The 24,113-nt window shown below is 37.3% G+C and carries 22 protein-coding genes; 7 read left to right on the forward strand and 15 right to left on the reverse strand.

The window, feature by feature from the left end:
• Positions 1-105 precede the first annotated feature (105 nt).
• On the reverse strand, positions 106-1,290 hold the full coding sequence (locus L0B53_RS04370; protein WP_235059229.1) for a BamA/TamA family outer membrane protein: 1,185 nt from the start codon (positions 1,288-1,290) through the stop codon (positions 106-108).
• 680 nt (positions 1,291-1,970) lie between these two features.
• Between L0B53_RS04370 and L0B53_RS04375 the strand changes: the two genes are divergently transcribed.
• The gene (locus L0B53_RS04375) at positions 1,971-2,327 is read left to right on the forward strand and encodes a hypothetical protein (protein WP_235059230.1); all 357 of its coding nucleotides are present in this window, start codon (positions 1,971-1,973) and stop codon (positions 2,325-2,327) included.
• A 79-nt stretch (positions 2,328-2,406) separates the two neighbouring features.
• On the opposite strand, the gene L0B53_RS04380 is transcribed toward L0B53_RS04375, so the two are convergent.
• The 10 genes from L0B53_RS04380 to L0B53_RS04425 all read right to left on the reverse strand — a co-directional run bounded on the left by L0B53_RS04380 (position 2,407) and on the right by L0B53_RS04425 (position 15,248).
• Positions 2,407-5,499, reverse strand: a complete 3,093-nt coding sequence (locus tag L0B53_RS04380) for an efflux RND transporter permease subunit (RefSeq protein WP_235059231.1) — start codon at positions 5,497-5,499, stop codon at positions 2,407-2,409.
• Positions 5,489-6,556, reverse strand: coding sequence for an efflux RND transporter periplasmic adaptor subunit (locus L0B53_RS04385; protein ID WP_235059232.1), 1,068 nt, complete (start codon positions 6,554-6,556; stop codon positions 5,489-5,491). The genes L0B53_RS04380 and L0B53_RS04385 overlap by 11 nt, the downstream gene beginning before the upstream one ends.
• A gap of 1 nt (position 6,557) precedes the next feature.
• On the reverse strand, positions 6,558-7,262 hold the full coding sequence (locus L0B53_RS04390; RefSeq protein WP_235059725.1) for an efflux RND transporter periplasmic adaptor subunit: 705 nt from the start codon (positions 7,260-7,262) through the stop codon (positions 6,558-6,560).
• 11 nt (positions 7,263-7,273) lie between these two features.
• Positions 7,274-7,600 carry a biotin/lipoyl-binding protein gene (locus tag L0B53_RS04395; RefSeq protein ID WP_235059233.1) on the reverse strand — a complete coding sequence of 109 codons (327 nt, stop codon included), beginning with the start codon at positions 7,598-7,600 and terminating at the stop codon, positions 7,274-7,276.
• Positions 7,601-7,964: 364 nt separating this feature from the next.
• Positions 7,965-8,972, reverse strand: coding sequence for an ABC transporter ATP-binding protein (locus tag L0B53_RS04400; protein WP_235059234.1), 1,008 nt, complete (start codon positions 8,970-8,972; stop codon positions 7,965-7,967).
• Positions 8,962-9,966: an ABC transporter ATP-binding protein gene (locus L0B53_RS04405; protein ID WP_235059235.1), complete on the reverse strand. Its 1,005-nt coding sequence runs from the start codon at positions 9,964-9,966 to the stop codon at positions 8,962-8,964. Before L0B53_RS04405 ends, L0B53_RS04400 begins: the two co-directional genes overlap by 11 nt.
• Positions 9,967-9,969: 3 nt before the next feature.
• Entirely contained in the window at positions 9,970-10,950 is a 981-nt protein-coding gene (locus tag L0B53_RS04410) for an ABC transporter permease (protein ID WP_235059236.1), read from the reverse strand.
• A complete protein-coding gene (locus L0B53_RS04415) occupies positions 10,950-11,936 on the reverse strand; it encodes an ABC transporter permease (protein WP_235059237.1) in 987 nt (328 codons plus the stop codon). The genes L0B53_RS04410 and L0B53_RS04415 overlap by 1 nt, the downstream gene beginning before the upstream one ends.
• A 121-nt stretch (positions 11,937-12,057) precedes the next feature.
• On the reverse strand, positions 12,058-13,461 hold the full coding sequence (locus L0B53_RS04420; protein ID WP_235059238.1) for an OprD family outer membrane porin: 1,404 nt from the start codon (positions 13,459-13,461) through the stop codon (positions 12,058-12,060).
• Between the two features lie 98 nt (positions 13,462-13,559).
• Entirely contained in the window at positions 13,560-15,248 is a 1,689-nt protein-coding gene (locus L0B53_RS04425; RefSeq protein ID WP_235059239.1) for an ABC transporter substrate-binding protein, read from the reverse strand.
• A 529-nt stretch (positions 15,249-15,777) separates the two neighbouring features.
• Between L0B53_RS04425 and L0B53_RS04430 the strand changes: the two genes are divergently transcribed.
• A complete protein-coding gene (locus L0B53_RS04430) occupies positions 15,778-16,002 on the forward strand; it encodes a hexameric tyrosine-coordinated heme protein (protein WP_235059240.1) in 225 nt (74 codons plus the stop codon).
• Between the two features lie 122 nt (positions 16,003-16,124).
• Here the strand turns inward: L0B53_RS04430 and L0B53_RS04435 are convergent, their stop codons facing one another.
• Together L0B53_RS04435 and L0B53_RS04440 are read right to left on the reverse strand one after the other, a co-directional pair.
• Positions 16,125-16,631 (reverse strand): hypothetical protein, encoded by a 507-nt coding sequence (locus L0B53_RS04435; RefSeq protein ID WP_235059241.1) that lies wholly within the window; start codon positions 16,629-16,631, stop codon positions 16,125-16,127.
• A gap of 20 nt (positions 16,632-16,651) precedes the next feature.
• The gene (locus L0B53_RS04440) at positions 16,652-17,311 is read right to left on the reverse strand and encodes a hypothetical protein (protein WP_235059242.1); all 660 of its coding nucleotides are present in this window, start codon (positions 17,309-17,311) and stop codon (positions 16,652-16,654) included.
• 518 nt (positions 17,312-17,829) lie between these two features.
• On the opposite strand from L0B53_RS04440, the gene L0B53_RS04445 reads away from it, so the two are divergent.
• From L0B53_RS04445 to L0B53_RS04455, 3 genes are all read left to right on the forward strand, one after another.
• On the forward strand, positions 17,830-18,033 hold the full coding sequence (locus L0B53_RS04445) for a hypothetical protein (protein WP_235059243.1): 204 nt from the start codon (positions 17,830-17,832) through the stop codon (positions 18,031-18,033).
• Positions 18,034-18,334: 301 nt separating this feature from the next.
• Positions 18,335-18,541: a hypothetical protein gene (locus L0B53_RS04450; RefSeq protein ID WP_235059244.1), complete on the forward strand. Its 207-nt coding sequence runs from the start codon at positions 18,335-18,337 to the stop codon at positions 18,539-18,541.
• Positions 18,542-18,634: 93 nt separating this feature from the next.
• Complete coding sequence (locus tag L0B53_RS04455) at positions 18,635-19,036, forward strand: hypothetical protein (RefSeq protein ID WP_235059245.1); 402 nt, start codon at positions 18,635-18,637, stop codon at positions 19,034-19,036.
• Positions 19,037-19,218: 182 nt separating this feature from the next.
• Here L0B53_RS04455 and L0B53_RS04460 read toward each other — a convergent pair whose 3' ends face one another.
• A complete protein-coding gene (locus tag L0B53_RS04460; protein ID WP_235059246.1) occupies positions 19,219-19,608 on the reverse strand; it encodes a hypothetical protein in 390 nt (129 codons plus the stop codon).
• Between the two features lie 231 nt (positions 19,609-19,839).
• Positions 19,840-20,454 carry an alpha-ketoglutarate-dependent dioxygenase AlkB gene (locus tag L0B53_RS04465; RefSeq protein ID WP_235059247.1) on the reverse strand — a complete coding sequence of 205 codons (615 nt, stop codon included), beginning with the start codon at positions 20,452-20,454 and terminating at the stop codon, positions 19,840-19,842.
• A 518-nt stretch (positions 20,455-20,972) separates the two neighbouring features.
• Here L0B53_RS04465 and nirB point away from each other — a divergent pair.
• Complete coding sequence (gene nirB / locus L0B53_RS04470) at positions 20,973-23,534, forward strand: nitrite reductase large subunit NirB (protein WP_235059248.1); 2,562 nt, start codon at positions 20,973-20,975, stop codon at positions 23,532-23,534.
• Positions 23,534-23,863 carry a nitrite reductase small subunit NirD gene (gene nirD / locus L0B53_RS04475; RefSeq protein WP_235059249.1) on the forward strand — a complete coding sequence of 110 codons (330 nt, stop codon included), beginning with the start codon at positions 23,534-23,536 and terminating at the stop codon, positions 23,861-23,863. Before nirB ends, nirD begins: the two co-directional genes overlap by 1 nt.
• The last annotated feature ends 250 nt before the right edge of the window (positions 23,864-24,113 follow it).

Raw genomic sequence — 24,113 nt, forward strand, 5'->3', positions numbered from 1 at the left:
TGGAAACATTAGTCATATATGTGATGTCATCGGTGGTTTAATGCTATTTCTGAATTAAACCACCGAATTTTGTATCATTATCGAAGAGCACTGTCGTTCTATAAGCTATAAACCCGTCCCTACTTGGAAATAGATTGCGCTATCTTCTTCACTTGCTGCTAAATCAATACCTGCATGTAAACCATAACGTCTTGCCATTAAGTAACGGAAACCAACACCACCCGAATAGTGATTGTCAGAAAACAGCCCATTGACATCTCTGGCCGTCGAACCAACGCCACCAAATGCCGAAACTAACCAGCGATGGGTAATACTCCACATAACTTGCCCTTCAACCGTAATGGTATTTTCACCTTGATAACGACCACGAGAAATACCACGAAGATTAACGTCAGGATAAACCGGAGGTGGCAAAAATCGCTCATCGCTAATCAAAGAATTGAATTCACTTTTCACACCTAAAATCCAATTTTTTTTCTCGTTAAGAGGAATATATTGAGTCCCTTTTAGCTGTAAAGTATCGTAATTATAATCACTGCCTATCCCTTCTCGAAAAAATTGATACTTAGCGGTGTAGTTGCCACCGTTCGTTGGGAATAAAAATGAGTTTAATGCATCATATTCGATTAATAGACCTAACCCTGAAATGGTCGGTGAGTAGTCAAAATGGTCAGATAAGGCTTCTTGTAATTTATTATTGTTTTGACTGGTAATATCGGCACCACCATATAGTTGAGTGATACCAATTAGTAAAGGTGTATCTTTTACCCTAAATTGTAGCTTTTGCATTACGCCATAACCTTTCATCGAAAGATCAAGGCTATAATCGTGAAGTTGGCTATTTTCACTATTAAAGGGGTAGTAACTCATATTAAAGTCACCGTAAATTGCGCCACCAGTATAACGGATGTGATCGCGGTTCCAAGAGTGACGGTGTCCACCAAACACCCCCCACGTTTTATTATCTGTACCAAAACCACCGACAACAGAAATGGCAGGCGTTAAAAGGTGAGCACCGCCGTTAAGTGATTTCTCTGCTAACTGTTTTCGTTTTTTCCTTTGCGCATCAGACTCATGTAAAAATAACCCCATAGCGCCACCCCCATACCCAATGGCAGGTTCGGTAATTAAAATAGGGACAGGCATAAATCCATATGCGTTCTCAGCCAGATACTCACCCATATCAAACTTACCATCGATAGGATCAGTAAAAGAGATTGCAGAGGAAGAAATTGGGATGGTTGCCAATACAAAGAACAGCGATCCTTGTTTGATATTTAAAAAATCCATATTGATACCAATGTATAGCCGTCTAATGATGATGTTTTATTATATACCCTTCTTACTTGAACTTGCTAGGTTGTTGGCGATACTCATTCGCCCCAATCATATAGAAAACCTAGACTCATGGGGCCTCATTCACTTGCCGCCTACTAGCAACTCCAATTACTTTGGGTATAGGATTAAATCGTGAAAATGGATAGAACGGTAGAGATATATGATTGATACAGTAGGTTTTTTATAACAGAACGCTTGTTGTCTCACTCACTTACCGACGACTAGCAATTCCAATTATTTTAGGTATATACTCATTGAGCCTTACTTACTTGCCGTCTACATAGTAACTCTAATTATTTTAGTTTATATTTTATAATTGAGTTTATCGTTCTTTAGTTAATAATGATAATTAAATTATAGAGTTATGTTTTTATTTTATTGTTATTTATTTTATATAAACTCTTTATTTTTGTGATAATTGTAGAGACTATATTAACTCGCACTTATCAGTGGTTGAAATCTGTAGTAATATATATCTTTCATACTTGAAGTTGCAAGGTTGTTGGCTGTATTCGTTCGCTCCAATCATATAATACACCTATACTCATGGGGCCTATCTCACTTGTCACCTACTAGCAACCCCAATTATTTTAGGTATAGTGATATCAATTAAAGGAATAACTATAATAATAATGGAAACTAAACTTTTTTTGTCAATTCTACCTCTATCAATCGGCAGTTTTTTGTATACAGAGCCTTCACTTTTGGGAGAAACAAGTATCATCATTAATACTGTATTGATATTCGTCAGTATGGTGGTTCTTTCTTCTTATATTTGGATGCGTGGGCAATTTTATTCAATTGTTATCGGTTCGTTGATTTTAGCTAAGTTAAGCTATATATCTATTCTTCTTGTCCTCAATACTGGTATTGTTGCGACGCTGGCTACCCAATCTTTAATCGCTTTAAATCTATTAATCTTTATTGTTGCTAGTATAGAAAAAGTTAACTTCTATAAGAAGGGTAAACTAGCTTTTTGTTATAAATAGATATTTTTAAATATATAAAAAAGCCCCCTTTTAAGTACCTATTACTGGTATTTAAAGGAGGGCTTTTTCCTGTTAGTGATTAATCCATCTTAATTCGATAGAAAACTCGATACAGTACAGGAACAACAACAAGAGTTAGAATTGTTGCAAATCCCAAACCAAACATAATGGTTACCGCCATTGGTTCAAAAAAGACGTCAGTTAATAGTGGTATCATACCGAGAATAGTAGTGATTGCCGCCATACAAACAGGTCTAACACGACTCACTGCCGCATTCATTACCGCATCGAGTTGAGATTTTCCTTCTGAAAGTTCTACCTTTATCTGATCGAGTAATACAATACCATTCTTTAAGATCATGCCTGATAAGCTTAATAAACCAAGTAACGCCATAAAACTAAATGGAGAGTTTAAGCTTAATAAACCGACCGTCACGCCGATTAATGCTAATGGCACGGTACACCATACGATTAGCGGTTCTCTAATTGAGTTAAACAAGAATACTGTAATTAAAAACATAAATAGATAACCCATTGGCATCGATGAGAATAACGCTTTACGAGATTTTTGCGATGACTCATATTCGCCACCCCATTCAAGAGAATAACCATCAGGTAAATCGACGGCTTCAATTAATGGTTGAATACGCTTTTGTAGTGTTGCGGCTGTTTCTTCACCTAAAATATCAGGATCGCTCATGACTGTAAGTACACGTTTTCGATCTTTACGTACCACAAGAGGGTCCTCCCAAATAATATCGTAGCCGTTAACGACCTGCCCTAAAGGCACGTAGTCACTGATCACCGGACTCCAAATCTGAATACGATCCATCTGTTCAATATTGGCTCGTTCTTGTTGAGGCAAACGAGCGACAATTGGGAGTAGGGATGTACCATCGCGGTAGATACCGACATTTAATCCTGAATAAGACATTTTTAATGCTTCATCAATATCAGGCTTTGTGACGCCGTAACGTCTAGCTTGGTTCTCGTTGAACTTCGGTTCGATAACTTTGGTCCTAGATCGCCAATCATGTCTGATACTTTTCGCGTTGGGATCCTGATTGAGGATAGTGGTGTATTGTTTAGCAATTTTTCTTAATATATCTGGATCTGGGCCAATAATTCTCGCTTCAATCTTCGCACCACCACCAGGACCAAATAACAGTTTATCTTGCTTTGCACTGATATCTGGGTAATAAGTTGCAATATGAGTACGTAGTTTTTTAATTAAAGGATCAAGGGCTTCGTAATCATCTGCTCGAACGACAATTTGTCCATAAGCGGGATAACTCTTCTCTTTTGCGTAAGTCAGCATAAAGCGTTCTAACCCTTGACCTGCTGTCGTCGCAACGTACTCAACATGATCTTGCTGTTGTAGCCATGATTCAATGTGATCAAGTTTTTTATTGGTGGTGCGAATATCTGTCCCTTCAGGTAACCAGACATCGGTTAAGAACATCGGGGTCATTGAATAAGGGAAGAAAGCTTGTTTCACGTGACCAAAGCCCCAAATACTGCCGCCTAAACTTAAGACTAAAACGAGAATAGTCAGCCACGCACGTTTCATACAGAAAGTGAGTAAAGATTTATATACAGTAAAGAAAATACCTTTATATGGATCTTGTTCTGATGCTTGGTTATCTTTAGTTACAGACTCTTTAAAGAGTAGATCTGCAAAAAATGGCGTAATGGAGATAGCAGTAAACCAACTCAACATTAATGAGATTAATAGAACATAAAATAACGAACCAACAAATTCACCCGTAGAGTCTTGAGATAGACCAATTGGAGCAAATGCAGTAATAGCAATGACGGTTGCTCCCAATAGTGGCCATTTAGTTTGTTTAACTACGTCAGTAGCCGCTTGTAGTTTAGTTCGACCCTTTTGAGTACCGATCAAAATCCCTTCAACCACCACAATGGCATTATCAACCAACATACCAAGGGCAATAACCAGTGCACCGAGAGAGATACGTTGTAGTTCTATTCCTTGAATCTTCATAAAGATAAAAGTACCAAGGACGGTCAATAATAGAATTAAACCAATTAATAACCCTGATCGTAAGCCCATAAAGAACAGTAAAACGACAATAACAATGGCGACGGCTTGAGCAAGACTGACAACAAACCCAGAGACAGATTTATCAACTTCTTTAGGTTGGTTGTATAGTTGGTTTATTTTTATTCCAATCGGCTGTTGGCCTAATAATTGGTTAAGTTTACTGTCTAATACATTGCCCACGTTGACAACATTAATACCTGATTGAAATGAAACTCCGACATTGAGCGCTAAATCACCGTTGTATTTTAATATATTGGTTGGGACTTCAACATAATCACGACTGATGGTTGCGACATCTCCTAAACGAATAAGGTTGTCGTTGCCACCCGAAATAATCAGATTATTTAATTCTGAAACGTTGGCAAAGTTTCCAGTCGGATGAATACGGATATATTCATTTCCGACTTTTAAACCGCCTGCATCATTAACAATATTTTGTGTAGAAAGTAAGTTATAAATATTATCTAATGATAAGCCAAGTTGACTGAGCTTATTCATTGATATTTCGATAATAACTTGCTCTTGCTGCATTCCTGAAACAGAGACTTTTCCAACGCCATCAATTAACTCAAGTTCTCGTCGTAAATAGTCGACATAATCTTGTAGTTCTTTGTAAGAGTAACTATTACCGGTCACTGAAAGCAACACGCCATAAACATCACCAAAATCATCAATGACTTTAGGAGGCTTTACCCCCGGTGCTAATGAGGGAGTAAGATCATTGATTTTTCGACGCAGTTCATCCCAAATTTGAGGGAGTACTTCAGCAGTAAAGTGGCTTTCTACCTCGATGCTTACTTGAGATAGTCCACGACTTGAGGTTGATGTTACCTCTTTAATATATGGTAGTTGACCAATGGCTTTTTCTATCGGGTAAGTAACTTCTTCCTCAACTTGTTGAGGGGTTGCTCCCGGATACTGGGTCACAACCATAGCTTGTTTAATGGTAAATGCCGGATCTTCTAATCGACCCAACCCTAAAAAGGCTTGAATACCGCCAATTAGCAGGATTAATGAAATCATCCAACTAATAACTCGATTTTTAATAAAGTAAGCCGCAATTCCGCGTTCTGAGTTGGGTTTACTTTGAGGGTTATTATTTATCATTATTATAACCTCCATTCATAATGGTGATTTCCATTCCATCTATTAACTTATCAATACCTGCTGTCACGACTCTTTGGTTATGGGTAACACCGGCAATAATTTGAACTTTATCCGCATAAATTGCAGCAATTTCCACTTTGGTTTTATGCACTCGATTTTGCTTATCAACAACCCATACATTTGAGTTTTCTACTGATAAAGTCTCACCATCTTGAGTAAACACAGCTTCGATGGGAAGGTAGATAATGGGAGCGAATTGCTTATTGTCTTTAGCTGAAACTTCAACGCCAATCCCTTCGGTTAATGATTTTCCATTTGGCATTGGCATTTCAAAGGTAGCCGTATAAACAGCCAGATCAGGGTCTTTTTGCGTTGTGTACTCTTTCAATCTTGCGCTATATTTTTCACCGGAGGATAAGCTAATCCAAGCTTCTAAATTATCTAAGCTTGTTTGATTTGAGTTGATAAATAAGGCATCAGAGATAGGCAGTTTTATCTCAATCATTTCAGGATTGTAGATAGACAAGATAGGTTGGCCGATATTTACAGATTCATAATTTTCAACATTAATAATTGAGATAATACCATCATAAGGTGCGGATAATTGGCTATATTGCAACCTCAATTCTGCTAGCTGATAAGCATCAAAACTGATATCTCGCTTTGCTTTTAATTCATCAAATTCTGATTGAGCTAATGAGCCACTATGATAGATATACTCAGCGCGTTTAAGATTATTTTCAGCAACCTGCAATTTTGATTTTGCATTTTCAAGAACAATATCAAGTTCGGTGGTATTTAAGGTTGCTAATAACTGACCTTTGTGAACTTTTTGCCCCTCTTTGACTAGAAGTGTTGTGATATCGCCTTTTAATTGAAAACTTAATTGGGCTTTATCTGCGACTTGAGTCATCGCAGGAAGACTTTTATTATTATTGGTCTCTGTTGTGACACTGATAACCTTGACAACCGGTGGCGTGATGTCATGAGTCTCGACCTCTTGCTGACAACCAGAAAGAAAGAGTAACGCAGAGGCGATAGGTAACAATTTCATCATTTTATAACCCTCGCTCTTTAATCCATTCTTTAACATGCATTCCATCTTTTAATTCTTCAATACCTGCTGTAACAATAACAGTGCCATTTTCGACACCACTAATAATGTTATTTTGGTCATTTAATTTAACTTCTACCTGTTTTACCTTGTTATCTGTTACTGTCCAAAGGTAGGTTTTATTGTCGATAGAAAGAACACTTTCCTTGTTCAATTGTATTGATTCAGAAGGTTTTCCTTTGAGCGTAATATGCCCAGTTAATCCTGATAGGATGCGTTTTCCTTTGGGTTTTGGCATTACAAAAGTAATATCATAAGTCCCTGTTTTTGGATTGATATTACTACTTAACTCTTGAAATTTAAGTGAGAACTCTTCATCTGGATAGGTATCAAATATTGCGGTTGCTTGCCATGAGTCATCATCTTGGTATTGAGATAATAAATTACTCGGCATAGAAAGAATAACTTGAACCATCTGGTGATTTTGAAGGTTTAAAATTGGATCGTTAGCAAAAATATACTCTTGCTGATTCAGGTAGGTATAAGAGATCACACCATCAAAAGGGGCATAAATCTTGGTTTCTTCAAAATCATTTTTTGCTTGTTCATAGTCAGATTTCGCACTGCTTAATGCTTCGACCATCTGATCGAAATCGCTTTCAGAGACAACTTGTACATGTTGGAGCTTTTTGACTCGTTCAAACTGCAGCTGAGTTAATGTTAGTTGTGCTTTTTTTGTTGCATTTTAAGCGCAAATTCTTTGTTATCAATTTCTGCTAGCAGCGTTCCTTTGCTCACTTTTTCTCCACTGTTAACATGGAGATGAGTAAGTAGACCTGGAACTTGAAAGGTGAGTGTTGCTCGATTCAATGCTTCTGCTCGGGCAGGAAAAGTACGTTCGCTTTGTTGATCCGCAAGAGAGATAGTCATTAACTTTGCTGGCCGTGTCACTACTGTGTTTAATTCAGTTGTTGAATTAAATACTGGGTCAGCAAACAAGGGAAAACTTATTATTGTTGAGAGTAGATAGGGCGCTAATTTATACATCCATTTCACTTATCTTATATACCTATAATGAGGAGGATATTAACCTAGTGAAATTAATAATTCTTATGTAAATATCTTATTTTGTAGGGCGTTATGCGATTCAGTTCACAAAGGAACAAGCTGAATAAAAGCTGTTAACCAAATAACTTATAATTATTTATTTGGTTAACAAATATCTATTGTTTGGTTTTTACATTTGCTTACATTCACTAAATTGATCACACTAAAAATTATTGATGTTGCTAGTCAGTCGGCAACAAGAGTGATACTCCATGCACATAGTTGTGTGTAATTGGGGAGAACGACCGCAACCAACAACCTACCGACTTCAAGTAAGAAACAGATAGAGGTGAATGACTTATTTTTATACGTATAAATGACAACGAACAAAGTGATTATCAGCTAGCTTAGTCACATTTGGTAATACTACTGAACAGATCTCAGTAGCTTGTAAACAGCGTTGCGAGAAAGGGCAGCCGATACTCTCTGGTGTCCATAATGGAATTTCACCTTGATTACCTTTCAATGGCGTATGGATCGATTTGTCTGGATCAGGAACGGCAGAAATTAACAATTGGGTATAAGGGTGATGTGGCTGATGAATAATGGTTTCAATCTCTCCCCACTCTACCATATGTCCAACATACATCACCGCCAAATCCTCCGCTATATAACGGGCGGTTGCAATATCATGAGTGATATAAAGCAACGCCATATTTTGTTTGGTTTTCATCTCTTCCATGAGATTAAGGACGCCTGCCCGAATGGATACATCAAGCATCGAGGTGGGTTCATCAGCTAAAACAACCTTTGCACCGACGGCGATATTTCTTGCGAGATTTACACGTTGTCGTTGTCCGCCAGAAAGTTGATGAGGAAATTTTCTGGCGGTCTCTTTTGCGGGAATTAATCCGACTTGCTCTAATAGCTGATGTACCTTATTTTCTAATCTTTTTTTTGTTTCGGATCGTGAAAGAGACTCACCCTGATCAAAAAGTTTGTTATGAATTAATAAAGGGCGCGCAATATGGTGATAAATCGTATGGGTTGGATTAAGAGAGCCAAAGGGATCTTGCCACACCATCTGAACCGATTGTCGATAGGTTAATAATCGCTTTCTCCCTTTGATCTCTTCAATGTTAATACCATTAAAGCGTACTTCGCCTGAGGTCGTTTGGTACATTTTGGCAATAATTTTTGCAATGGTCGACTTTCCTGAACCTGACTCACCGACAACCGCTAAGCCTCTTCCTTGATAGAGTTGAAAAGAGACATCATTAAGTGCTCGCATCATCGACTTTTGGATTGAATTACTATTCACTTGAAAGTCTTTACAAATGTTAACACCTTCTACGATCGGCTTATTTTCCATCTATCGCTCCTTTCGCTGATTGGCTGAGGTTTAATTGGGTATAAAGATGACAATTAGAGAAACGGTTCTCTTGAATTTGTTGTAAATGGGTTGTCGATTCAAAACAGCATGCAATGGCTTTCGGGCAACGGGCTTGAAAGCGACAACCTGGTGGAATATCGAGTAAATTGAGTGGTGAACCAGGAATGCCTGTTAATTTGGGCTTTTCACCCGTTAAAGGAGGGAAGGAGCTAGTAAGTCCTTCGGTGTAAGGATGATACGGGTTCTTTAAAATCGCTTTTGCAGGGGCGACTTCCACCAGTTCACCAGAATACATTATTCCAATTCGATCAGAAAACTCCATCATTAAAGAGAGATCGTGAGTGATAAAGAGAATGGAAAAACCAAACTCTTCTTTTAATGCATAAATTTTCTGTAATATCTCTCTCTGTACGACAACATCAAGAGCGGTTGTTGGCTCATCCATAATGATCATTTTAGGATTAAGCGCGAGGGCAATCGCGATCACTAAACGTTGTCGCATACCACCAGAAAATTGATGAGGATAATCACGCAATCGATTTGGATGAATATCGACAATCTTCAGTAACTCTTGTGCTCTTAAGATAGCTTGTTTTCGACTCATGGTAGTGTGGGTCATGATGACATCGCAAAACTGCTCTTCCATCGTTAAAACGGGGTTTAACGCATTCATTGCACTTTGGAACACCATTGACATCTCTTTCCAACGAAAGCTAGCCATTTGAGACTCTGAGTATTTGAGAAGATCACCAAAGCCTTCGAAGAGAATCTCACCTTGAGAAATATAGGCGGGTGGCTTATGCAACCCCATCAATGAGAAAGCAACGGTAGATTTCCCACAACCTGACTCGCCAGCTAGCCCAAAAATTTCACCTTTGCCAATATCAAAGCTCACATCACTGACTGCACGCACATCGCCATCATCAATAATGTAATCGACACATAAATTACGAATAGAAACCTGATTTTGCATAAGTTATCCTTTTTGGTTCTCAATCATCATCTTGTTCCAGCGTTTCATTCCTTTATGAGAACGAAGTTGTGGGTTAGCAATTTCATCGACAGCAAAGTTGAGTAGGGCTAAACCAATAGCAACAAAGGTTAACGCCAAACAAGGGGCTAATAACTCCCACCAAGCTCCGACTAACATTGAAGAGGATGTTTGCACGTTGTAGAGCATAATTCCCCAACTGATTGAGTTTGGATCACCTAAACCTAAGAAGGAGAGGGTCGCTTCGGTCATAATGGCAAGCATCACAGAACCAATAAAGCTAGCACCAACGATAGAGATTAAATTCGGCAAAATTTCCACTAAGATAATGCGCCAAGCGGGTTCACCTAAGACTTCAGCCGCTTTAATAAACTCTTTTTCTCGTATCGATAAGGTTTGCGCTCTCACGACCCTTGCACCCCACGCCCAAGAGGTGAGCGCAATCACCAGAGCAATAGTAAATGGCCCTGCTTGACCAATAAACGCGGCGATAACAAAAAGTAAAGGAAGCTGAGGGATCACTAACATAATATTCATTGCCGCAGTGAGGAAATCGTCAATTCGACCACCAAAATAACCCGAAGAGACACCGATAATAGTGGCAAGGAAACAGACCATGATGCCAGCTCCAAATCCAACGGCTAATGAGGTTCTTGTTCCATAAACCAGTTGTGACCAAATATCACGCCCCATTCTTGAGGTTCCCATTGAATGTTCTGCTTTTTTAGACATTAACAAGGTACGTCGATTGTCGGCTAACTGGGTAGCAATAAACCCATCAGGATTATTTTGACTCGCTTTAACAATAAACGCTGGATATTCATGAGGATTACCTGTCCGTTTGTCTGGAGGATATTTAGTTAATAAAGGGGCGAAAATAGCAATAAATAGAAAGATTGAAATAATAACAATTCCCGTCATCGCTTTAGGGTTACCTTTTAGTAGGCGCCATAGTGCTGAAAACATTATTGACCTCCTTTACGAAGACGAGGATCAAGGATCACAATTAATATATCGGCTAAGAAGTTAAAGAACAGCATAAACAAGGTCATAATAATCAATTGCCCTTGAAGAACTTGATAATCACGAGATTGAATTGCATTAAGTAATACGGTGCCAAGACCGGGGTAATTGAAGATGATTTCGATAATTAATTGACCGCCAATGGCCATTCCTAACGCCATAGAGAGAGAGGTCACACTCGGTAACAATGCATTTCGAGCCGCATAGTTAAAGACGATCCGTTTTTCATTCAATCCTTTGCCTTTTGCCATGGTGATGTAATCTTCATTTAGCAGGTTAATCATGTTATTGCGCATGTTAATTAAGAATCCTCCAATTTGAATCAGAGTGGCACAAAATAGGGGCAGAGCAGCATGATAAAGTAGGTCGAGATAAAAAGCGGGGCTACTCCAATCGGGAAGTTCGCCTGGCGTATAAGCATAACTGGTCGGAAACCAGCGTAAACCGATAGCAAAGGTAAATAACATTAACATGGCGACGACAACAGGAGGAATGGCTTGGATCATTAGCATACCGGGAGAGACAATAGAGTCATAACGACTTCCTCGTTTCCAAGCGGCAAAAATGCCTAAAACTGAACCGATACAGAAAGCAACAATCACTGCAGTTCCTGCTAAAAAGAGTGACCAACCGACAGCATTGCCTAACAATTGATTGACGGTTTGTGGATAGAATTGTATCGACGTCCCGAGATCCCAGCTAAGAATACTTTTAATATAGATATAATACTGTTGATACCATGGACCATCGACAAAACCTAATAGTTGGCGCATTGCTTCGATTCTTTCTGGTGTCACTTGGACGCTGGCATTGGCAAACATCATGGTGACGGGATCGCCCGGCATGGCACGAGGAATGATAAAATTGATAGTAGCAGCAACCAAAAGGGCAATAAAATAAAAGAGTAAACGACGTAAGAAAAATCCCATATGAGTTCCTTAATGGGGAATTGAATATCTATGAAGTTATAGCCTTTTTATAGAAAGAAACGACATAATCGTGGACTTAAGTATCATGTCGCTTCTTTTTCATATTAGGCTAATTTATGGCCTATTTTACGGTAAATGGAATAATCACTGTTGCGATCAAATCATTTTGGTTTTGAAATGCATTAGTATACGCACCATAGGTAGGAGAATCGGAACTATTGACATAGCTTGTATAATGAAGACCTAGCTTAGCGCCTTCCAATGCACCGCCTTGAATATCATAATTGACAAATACACTACCTGCATATTCAATTAGCTCATCATAACCTTCTGCTTTGGCGCCAAATCCGTAAGCGCCACTAAAGCCAGCACTTAACCCTGGCGCATTAAGGTCTGAGAAATCACGACTAATTGAACTGAATAAGGCCATTTCTCCATCATGGTTGTAATCTGATGAGTTTTTCCATGAAACTTCATATGGACCATTAGCACCGCCATATTGCTTAGTTAATCGATAAGCAATCCAGCCCACTTTTCCGCTATCACCAGAGTCAGCAGATGAGTAAGTACCGTCAGCTCTAAAGGTAAATTGACCAAACTTCTTAGACGTGATTAATGCTAGCTGAAATGCATTATCTTCATATTGCTTGTCATCAGCGACAAAGTAAAATTGAGGAGAAAGCTTCCAACCGTTTGCTAATTGAGTCTTATATTTAAGATGGAATGTTGAACGATTGCCATCGGTTAAACCTGAATATGCACCATCTAAGGTTGAGTTATTGGCAAATTTATAAATGGCACCTAAAGAGTAGAGCATTCCTGCATCTTCTCCATTTGTTGTTCTAAAGTCATAACGATTTTTGATCCAAGGTGCACGATACTTATCCGCTAAAACTAAACCAAGGTCTAAATTATTAAATGTAGCCCCAATTTCACCACCGGTATAAGTACCCGCAGCAAAAGACCAGTTAGGTGCTACACCACTCGGTACCGAAGGTTGGAATAAACCTAATTTAGCTCTGACATTATCACCAAATTTAAATTTTAGTGCCGCTGTTTGCACCGCGGCACTATTATCTGTGCAGTCTGAGTTCCATTCAGCATATTCTCCTTCAATTTCGGAACAACCACTTGAGTCAGTTGGATCCCAATCATATGGATTATTGACACCCCAAAAATTCATTTCATGGTCAGGGGAGGCGTTATTCCACATATCAAAGGTGCCATAAATACTAACATCGGCACCAACCACATCGTTGATGTAACCAGAGTTAAAACCTAAACCTAGATAGATGGAACCATGATCTAAATTTGGTACTTTAGCACCACCATCAGTGGCGGCTCTGATTCTGTCCCTCATAAAGAAGTTTAAGCCACCACTAATGGTTGATTCATTAAAAAAAGCGGTCGCAGCATTCGCGTATTCTGGACCAATTGGATCTTGCTGAGCCATTGTTTGATAAGAGAATAGTGCTGATGTAATGGCAACACTGATCAGTGTTAATTTTACTTTTTGAATTCTCATATGAACTCCAAATTTATAGTTATAATTTAAATGATATTTGTGAGTGTAAAATTACGTTTAAAGTTTTGCTGTCTAAGTGTATCTTTCTGAATTTGAACTCATTTTTTAATGACAGGTTCTAAATCTAATACCTGTAATAAACGTTCTGGAATCCCCGCCCAAACCATCGGACGACCTTTTGGCTTGTCGGCATTCCACCAGCCAGTGAAGCGAGTTTCGTTGTACTGGAACATGCTGGCTGCAGACATCATGGGAACCGTGACTTGATTCTCTGCGATGATTTTTTGGATTTGATGAGCAATGGAGAGCTGCTCTTCTTTATCGGCAGTTTTGTAAAAGCTATCTAGTAAGGTGTCTAGTTCTGCATTACTAAAGAAGTGCATTGAAAAACGAGGCATCCCTTCACCTTTTTGTAGATGAGAGTTGAAAGCACTGTTCCAATAGAGATGCGGGTCTGCACCATGTAGATAATTGGTGTACGAGACATCGTAGCTGCCATCTAACATTGAAGAGTTATAAACAGAAAAGTCTGGGGTTTTAGCTTTGGCGTTAATGCCAGCATCATTGAGCTGCTCAACTGCTAGCTGGACGGTGTTATTAAAGTCACTCCAGCCATTTGGCGATTGAATTTCTAACTCAATTTTTTCACCACTAGGGGTTTCGACAAATTTGTCATTATCGATATCTTTAAAGCCTGTTTTTTTCAATAACGCTTTTGCGCCCTCTAAATCAAAGGTATTAAATTTTTTATATTGATTATATACCGCGTTATCAGACCAAGATTTAAAGCTGTCACCTAAGCCAGAGGCATAGTCATTTGGGATGCCGCTGCCATAAAATGCAATATCAATAATGGTTTGACGATCGATTGCCATTGAGAATGCACGACGGAAATCGATATTATTTATTGCCTCATTGTTACCTTTTTTCGGGGTTTTAAAGTTGAGCATAAAGGATTGAGTACCAGAAGCAGGATACCAATACTTGTGGTTAGGGTTTTTAGCCGCGTAAGTACTATCAATGTCTGGAACAAATGAAGAACTCCAGTCTAGTTCAGAGTTAATAATCTTATTGAGCAGTTGATCATTATTAGCAATTTGTGGCACACGTAAACAATCGACTTTGAGATTATCATTATCCCAATAGTTAGGATTACGACACTGAATATAAAGTTGTGGTGTGAATGTTGCTATTTCCGTGAATGGACCAGTTCCAACGGGGTTATCATTGGTAAAGCTGGCTGGTTTTTCAACATCTTGCCAAATATGTTTAGGTACAATGGGGATGAAAGAGAGTTCAAAAGGTACATTTGAGTTACCTTCTGTAAGGGTGAAGATGACTTTATTGTCTGACTTTTTGACCTCCTTAAGCCACTTATTAATCCCTCGCTGATCAAGTTCTGGATTCTCCTTGATCAAGTTAAAACTAAAGATCACATCATCAACAGAGAAAGGTTTACCATCAGACCATTTGACATCATCTCGGAGTGTAAAGGTGACAGTGAGAAGATCATCACTCATTGAGAAGTTTTCAGCTAACCGCATCACAGGTTCATTACCGTGCATTTGGTTGAAAATCACTAACGGCTCAAAGATGAAATCCGTTGTCGTCTTAAGATGGGTATTAAGATAAGGGTTAAAGTTTTTGACCATTGTTGGATAGAAATCGGGAACTATCGTCAGTTGGTTTTGGTCTGCACTAGGAGCTGCAAGGGTTGAGAGGCTGATTAAAGAGGCCGCTGCGATAATTGCGCCACTGATAAATGTCCGTTTGAAATTAATTAACATGAGTTATCCTTATTTAAATAGTATTTAACTCTTATATCTAAAGTTTAATTTTTACATTTTCAAAGTAAGGTTGATAAAAGTGTTTATCTTTAATATGAAGTTATTTATTACTAATCTTTAATAACTATTTTTAATTATCGTTGAATTATTTCTAGTTGTTTTTTCGGTGTTATTAATAAAGTAAAAATAGAGGTTGTGCAACAGGGCAAATTAATGGCTTATTTTTTGTTAACGTGAATTTCTGTTTAACTCGTTGTTTTTAAGTTATTGTTTGTTTGTCTGGTCGTTTTTTAAGGTGTTTTAAATATATCTATATTGTGTGTTTTGTTATATTTCCAACTTATTTAAAGATAATTAATTTATATTTTAATTTTCAGTCTCTATATTTTTTTGTTAGAGGTTTTATTTGAGGTTTTTATTATTTAATAAGAATGATTAATAAAATTGGTGCGATTTATTTCGTGATTTCTGTATTTTAACATTTGTGGTCTATGCTTAAATTGATACTAGTAAATTTGAGGAGAATAAAATGGATTCATGGTTACCAACATTAATTACGGATACACCTGAAGAAGGGTATGAGTTAGCGATTAAATTGAGTCGAATGGGAGTAAAAAAAACACAGCCTAATATGGATGTGTTACATAAATTGAGACCGATGTACTCAGAGGATCCTGCGCTTTTGATTGAATCATCAAAAGTAATTGCAATGAACTTTCAAACTATTTCAGCAGCAAATAACTATTGGAAGTGATAGGTGTACTTTATTTGTCAAAATGAATGATGAATAATACCTTGATTCCTATGACTTGAAGTTGCTAGGTAGGTGACCTATTACATCTACTAGCAACTCCAATTATGATGGGGATATTAAGGTTAAAAATCGCGATTATTCACTTCAATTAAGTTTAAAATCATCTGCCTTTTTTGTCCTACAAAATCCATTCCAACGACACCAGAAACCATACCTGAGACTTTATTACCATGTTTAACAACTAAGCGTGTACTGGTACCAGACATAGCTAGGTCATACCATGAATCTACATACCTATTCATTTTTAGAACAAAACCTTCATTTAATTTTCTTACTAAACTTAAGTTTTCGATATTTTCTACACTTTTATATACACCAACCCAACTTGGCCAGGGATTGATGACCATTGGCGTACCAATATTTCCTAGTAGATAAACTAACCCCGCTCCCACATCACCTAAGAGTCGAGTTTTCTTGGTAGAGACACAAGGGATATTGAGAGAGATGACTTTTAACTTATGCTCTGTTGGTGGAATAACTTTATCAATATTTTTATTGACATATCTTTTATGTTTTCTTAACCAATGAGTATTCGAAAAACCACCGGACTTGTGATCTTTATAACTCATAAATAGATCTTCATCGATCTCTAATGAAGATTCTTTGGCTTTTTTGCATTGATAAAAAAAGCAAAGAATTTATCTCTTTTGACTAGGTTATAAAGTGGTTCTTCCCAATATTCGTTGTGAGAAATAAGATTTGAAGCATAACCTGAGGCGATATTTCTTAATATGGGGTAGGCTTTTACATTATGTTTGAATTTTATCACTATGGGTTCTTCGTTGAGTCTTGCAAGTAATAAAAGATCGCGTATTTCACGAGCCGCATCGACATGAGTAAACTTTATTTTTCCATGGACGCCGTATAAAAATCCTTTGCTATTCGCTTTAACTCGAATGTCAAAATAACGAATTCCGATTTTAAACTGTTCGACTAACCGTAAACTTTGAGTCTTAGTTCCTCCTTTTATGGCTGTATGACGAGTGAAAAAATTACCAGAGTATGCATAGGTCATTGCATCATGGGAACCTGGTAGAGTGAAGGATGCAAATGGTCTTAATCTTATACAACCTTTCTTTTTATTAACTAAGTCGTTAATCCATCGGTCAAATTTTCTAATATCGACAGCTTTAGAGCGATTTAAAAAATGAAAACCTTTAAAGCCACTGTTCATATTTGTGACAGTTGTTAACTTTTTTAAATCATTACCATATATCCTTTTTGCTGTATTAATATTTACATCATCCATTTTATTCTCCATGCGAATAATCGGTTACTTTATTTAAAACTAGCATTAGAGATAATTAACCTCAAAGAATTAACATAACTCTGACAAAAATATAATTGATAAATAGAGGTGGGGTTTAGTGTTATTATTCTATACGCATTCAATGATTCATTTAAACTGTAAATAAAGTGTTGAATGATAGGTGTTAATAATTAAATGCGTAAAATTGATATTCCACTTATTAATTTTTGGATATATTAACTATCACTAATCATGTAGAAATAACCAAAGATCAATTATATAGTACATCTATACTCATGGGGTCTCACTCATTTTCCTCCTATTAGCAACTCCAATTATTTTAGGTATCTGAGCTAAATTTTTAGAAATGGATTCATTAATCATGGTTGAATTGAAAGCTTAGCTTCAATGCTAATGTATACGGTTAAATTAATTGGTTATAATCTTCATATTGCTACTTGTATTTATTGAGATCACTTACTATCTTGTTTGAACTAATTTAAACATGAGATTCACAAATGGCAATGTTAACAACAAATATGATAGTAAATCGTGAAGAGAATGAGATGGAGATTAAAGCCTACTCCCCATTACAACAGATAAAAAGAGGTTATCGACTACAACGACTTCAAGAATCACTTAAAGAGTCCGATGAAGAGGGTGGTTATCATTTAATTAATCGTTGGAAAACGCGTTTTGCTACTGATTTTAATTGGCTCTAATCGTTATAAATGATGAAAAATGAACGAACCATTTTAGTTAACTATTTATAGTTCATTGAAATTTAATCTAACTATTTTTAAATTGATACAGAATACGACTTGTAAATATTTTATTGTATTCCTATCCTATTTACACTTAATTCTAAAAGGAAAATAAGATGTCAAACTTATCCGAGTATACGAAAGAGTTGTCTGATAAATTAGAACCAAAAAAAGAGAGATCGAGAGTTACTTTAAAAGCCAAGATTGGCAGGGAAAAGTCGATAAAATTGAAGACCTATATGATGATAAATCTCAAGAAGTGAAAGAGTTTTTTAAATCTATCGGTGAATCGGTACCGGATAGTCTTCATACAGAGGCGTATAATTCATTGTTTAAAAAATGGAATTTACTAAAAGCAGATATTGCTGATAAAGTTGAAGATGTTAAACACACTGAGTCTTTAAATAATACGTTGAATAATTTGAAAGGTAACTTGTTAGATATTGAAGATAAAGTGATAAAATAATTATCACCATAAAAATGACTTTTATTATAATAATGATTTACAAGTGAAAAGTATTAATTTTTGTTAAGTACTTTTCATTTTCTTGGAAAACAGATGACAATTGAGAATTATACTGAAGCTGAACTCTCAGTACAGGAGATCGCTTTAAAACAATACATAAATGAATTAAATAAGTCTAAAAATGAATTAAAGGCATTGAAACTACCGAAGGCGAGAGAGACACTAAATAGTGTAAATAATGCAATTTACGTTCTGGTTGGATTTATTATATTCTCAATCTGCTTATACCTTCTTTCACCTCTTCAATTCTCAACACATGATGTCGCTGTTTTAGAGTTCATTGTTATGGTTAGTTTAACCTGTTGGATGCTCGTTACTTTTAGTAATCTGAGGAAAAGAGCAAGAAGAGAAGAGTTAGAAGAGTTAATTGGGACTTTAAGTGGATATATCGTTGCTTTGGAAGATAAAATTAATCAAATAAAGTCTCATTTATAATACAGAGATATTGCTTCAGTATACGCCCTTCATACTTGAAGTCGCTAGGTTGCTAGCGCCCCAATCATATAGTACACCTATACTCATGGGGCCTCACTCATTTACCGCCTACTAGCAACACCAATGACTTTGGGTATAGAAGGATTGAAAGTTGCAGACAGAAATAATTTATTGGGTAAGGACTACTTGCGACCCCAAACAGTAACGACAGATGTGCCGCGACCATCTTTTGCAGAGCGGTAATATAGCGTTACTTTTTTAATAGCACGTTTACCACCACGTAAATCCATTACACGACTTTCACCTTTTGGTGCGATTAACGCACGAATAGGTAAGCTATCATGTGCGCCATTACTGTATTCAACAACAACTTTATTGATATGCACTGCGCTCTTACGAACGGTTAGTTTTAACTTGGTAAATCCACCTTTATACACAGTCACAGGAATAATATCCATGTCGCCATTCATTCTGACACTTTTGGTTCCTAATTGTTGCCACGTTGCTGCATAAGAGGTTGTACTAACTAATAAAACTGAAAATGCAAAAACAAGACTAATAATTTTTTTCATAAGATTCTCTGATAGTGATAAACCCAAATGACTTCAATGAAGGTGGGTATAAAAAGTAATACTGAGATAGTAATTATAGTTAGATTTTAAGAGTTGAAAAATTAATTTGTCAACTCTGACAAAAATATGACCTTTGTTAATATTAGGTTCTGACTTATAAGATCAATCGTAAAAAAAGAGTAGAAATGATACCTACTATTTTACATTAAACGTAAAATTAAATGACTTTCCTCATGGGTGAATTTGTCTAAAAGTGAGATTAATTCTAGGCCCTACTGATTTCTTGGTTTTTGCAACTGCGTGTTTCCATCTATGCTGTAACATCCCTGACATTAATATCAGATCATTGTGTTTTAGATCGAGCCTTAAGCTTTGAAATTGATTGTCATTATGCTTAACTAAAAAGCGTCTTGTTGCCCCCAAACTATAAGAGGCAATTGCAGGACAGGAACCTAGAATTGATTCATCATCAGCATGGTAGCCAACACCATCCTCTCCATCTCGATAAAGGTTCAATAGCAAACTGTTATATTGGTAGCCCGTTATTTGTTCAATTTTCGTTTTTAACTGTAATAAAAGCGGGGAGAATGGTATCGCGGTTGTCAATTTTTGATAACCTTTATCTGCTTTAACACCAAAGTCACCATACCAACAGGTTAATCTTGGCTGTTGGTGAGTTTGGTTAAATAAGGTAATGGATTCCTGTTGCCATTGGCTTTGATAATATAACTCTTGCCACAATTGATCCGTGAATTCTGTAGATAAAACGTTCTCCCAACAGGTCACTCGACCTTCATTATTGAGTAACTTTAATGGTTGATCACCAAAATCTAAAGGGAGTAGCATAATTAAAGCCTATAAAATGAAGATGAGGCTTAGATGATAACGGAAATTGATTATTCAAGCTATGAGTGGATAGTCAGTTAAAATGATATTTATTTCATTATTAACGTTAGGGCGCGTCTTTTTCTTTATGAAGGTATCCACCTCAATAACCATTTTTAATATAAGGCCTTTTTGAGTTCTTAACCCTTATTTAAATAAGGATAATTAACAATTTACCCTTTATTTTAATATGGTTTATATTTTAATGTTAATAAATATACCTCTTTAGTGTTAGTTGGGTGCATAAATAAATAATCCTCAATTTGATCTATCCTATTTTAATTAATTTCTTATTAAATAATTACTTAAAGAAAGAAAGAAAATTAAACACCAGAATTGAAATATATGATTTAGATCAACAAAGATAAAGATTGATTTGGATCAATATTACAATATGAACCTAAATCTATAATCCGCGTAATTTCTTTTTAACATTTCTTTTTCTTTTTTATTTTTATTTCAAATTAATTGGGCACCCTATGAGTAAAACAAACATTGTAATTGTCGGCAATGGTATGGTTGGACACCGTTATGTTGAAGAACTCGTTGAAAAAACAGGTTTAGATAACTTCAATATTACTATCTTCTGTGAAGAACCACGAATCGCTTATGATCGTGTTCATTTATCATCATATTTTTCACACCACACTGCAGATGAACTTTCTTTAGTTAAAGAGAATTTCTACCAAAAGCATGGTGTTGAAGTTCTGTTAAAAGAGCGTGCAATTAACATTGACCGTGAAAAACAAATTGTTTATTCAAACTCAGGGCGCGAAGTGAGTTACGACACGTTAATTATGGCAACGGGGTCTTATCCTTGGATTCCGCCAATTAAAGGTCGTGAGTCTCAAGACTGTTTTGTATATCGTACAATTGAAGATCTAAAAGCCATTGAAGCGACAGCAAAACGCAGTAAAAGTGGTGTTGTTATCGGTGGTGGTCTTCTTGGTTTAGAAGCCGCTGGTGCATTAAAAGCATTGGGTGTTGATACTCACGTTATTGAGTTTGCCCCTGTACTGATGGCTGAACAGCTAGATGCTCAAGGCGGTGCTCAACTTCGCGCTAAAATTGAAAAACTTGGTGTGCAAGTTCACACAAGTAAAAGTGCGCAAGAGATTACTGCAAATGGTGAAACTGCTCGCAACAAGATCAGTTTCCAAGATGGTACATCGTTGGATGTTGACTTTATCGTTTTCTCAACAGGTATTCGTCCACAAGATAAACTAGCCCGCCAAGCAGGTTTAGGTATTGCGCCTCGTGGCGGCATTGAAGTGAATGATTATTGTCAAACTACCGATCAAAATATTTACGCTGTTGGTGAATGTGCCGCTTGGGAACACAAGTGCTATGGCTTAGTGGCTCCGGGTTACAAAATGGCACAGGTTGCTGTTAGTCATATTACTGGTGGTGATGCGAAGTTTGCCGGTGCAGACATGAGTGCAAAACTAAAACTACTGGGTGTTAAAGTCGGTAGTATTGGTGATGCGCACGGTCGTACACCGGGATCTAAAAGCTTTGTTTACCAAAACGATGAGCAAGAAGTTTATAAGCGCATTATTGTTTCAGAAGATGGTAAGAAGCTACTCGGTGCTGTTCTTGTTGGTGACACCTCTGATTATGGCAACTTGTTACAGTTAGAGTTAAATGCAATTGAACTTCCTGAACACCCAGATACACTAATTCTTCCTGCTCATGCGGGTGGTGATAAGCCAGCAATGGGTGCAGACTCTTTGCCTGATACCGCAGTAATTTGTTCTTGCTTTGATGTGACTAAAGGAAAGATTGCGAGTGCAATTGCTGACGGACACACAACGCTAGCAAGTATTAAAGAAGTGACTGGTGCAGGTACAGGTTGTGGTGGTTGTTTGCCGCTTGTGACTCAAGTACTCAATGCAGAACTTGCGAAATCTGGCTTAGAAGTGAATCATTCGCTTTGTGAGCACTTTGCTTATTCTCGTCAAGAGCTATTACACCTGATTCGTATCGAGAAAATCAAAAACTTTGAAGATCTTCTGAAAAAGTATGGTACAGGTTATGGTTGTGAAATTTGTAAGCCAACGGTGGCATCAATTTTAGCATCTTGCTGGGGTGAGCATATTCTTAGCGATAATACCGTTAAGCTACAAGACTCAAATGATAGTTACTTAGGTAATATCCAGCGTGATGGTACTTATTCTGTTATTCCTCGTATGGCGGGTGGTGAAGTAACACCTGCAGGTCTATTAGCGCTTGCTGAAATTGCGCGTGACTTCTCGCTGTATACTAAAGTGACAGGTGCTCAACGTATCGGTCTATTTGGTGTTCAGAAAGGTGATCTGCCAATCGTATGGACTCGTTTAATTGATGCGGGCTTTGAGACTGGTCAAGCATACGGTAAATCATTACGTATGGTGAAAACCTGTCTAGGTAGCAGCTGGTGTCGTTTTGGTGTTCAAGATTCATCTTCATTAGGCGCGATTCTTGAAAACCGTTATAAAGGTATTCGTTCACCACACAAAATGAAGTTTGGTGTATCAGGCTGTACCCGTGAATGTTCTGAAGCACAAGGTAAAGATTTAGGTATTATCGCTACGGATAGTGGCTGGAACATGTATGTTGGTGGCAATGGCGGTATGACCCCTCGTCACGGTGATCTATTTGCGAGTGATTTAGATCAAGAGACACTAATTAAATATATTGACCGTTACCTGATGTTCTATATCCGTACCGCTGACAAACTACAGCGTACATCAGTATGGCTTGAAAGCTTATCAGGTGGTGTTGATTACCTACGTGAAGTTGTGATTAATGACAAACTGGGTATCAATGATCAATTAGAACATGATATCGAAGAACTGATCAGCAACTATAGTTGTGAATGGAAAGATACCATTAACGATTCAGAGAAACTTAAACGTTTCCCTAACTTCATCAACTGTGATGAAAATGATCCAAGTGTTGCTTTTGAAGCGGTTCGTGACCAACATCAACCAGCACTTATCACCCCAAGCCAAGAGAAAAGAACTGGCGATATCTTACACGTTGAATTAGGAGACGCATAATGAGTGCATGGACTAAAGTTTGTCAGCTAGATGACATTATCCCAGGTTTGGCGGTTTGTGCTCTGATTGAAGGTAAGCAAGTCGCTATCTTCCGTCCAAATAGTGACGATGCACTATTCGCTATCGATAACTGTGACCCGTTCTCAGGCGCAAACGTATTATCTCGTGGCCTTATTTGTGAACATAAAGATGATTTATGGGTAGCAAGCCCATTGAAGAAGCAACGTTTTCGTCTAACCGATGGACTGTGTTATGAAGACCAAAATAAAAGCGTAGCAAGTTATCCGATTCGTGTTGTTGATAATAACGTTGAAGTGAGTATCGCTTAGTAAAAAATATTTTAAAGTAATCGCTAGTTTGAGAATAGCTGATTCCTCATTCACGATATTAATGATGTGACGCCCAATCACATAAATATGTATCGTGGGTGAGTTAGAAGCTAAGACAGATTACTGACAAAGTGATACAAAGTTAAAGAAGAGCTAATGGCCGCTACCTTTTCTAGAAATAGATAAGTAGCCGTCGTTGGCTTTTTTATTATCTAAAATATAAGAATTGACACTATAGTTAAGATTGAGA

This window comes from Vibrio sp. SS-MA-C1-2, assembly GCF_021513135.1.
GTDB lineage: Bacteria > Pseudomonadota > Gammaproteobacteria > Enterobacterales > Vibrionaceae.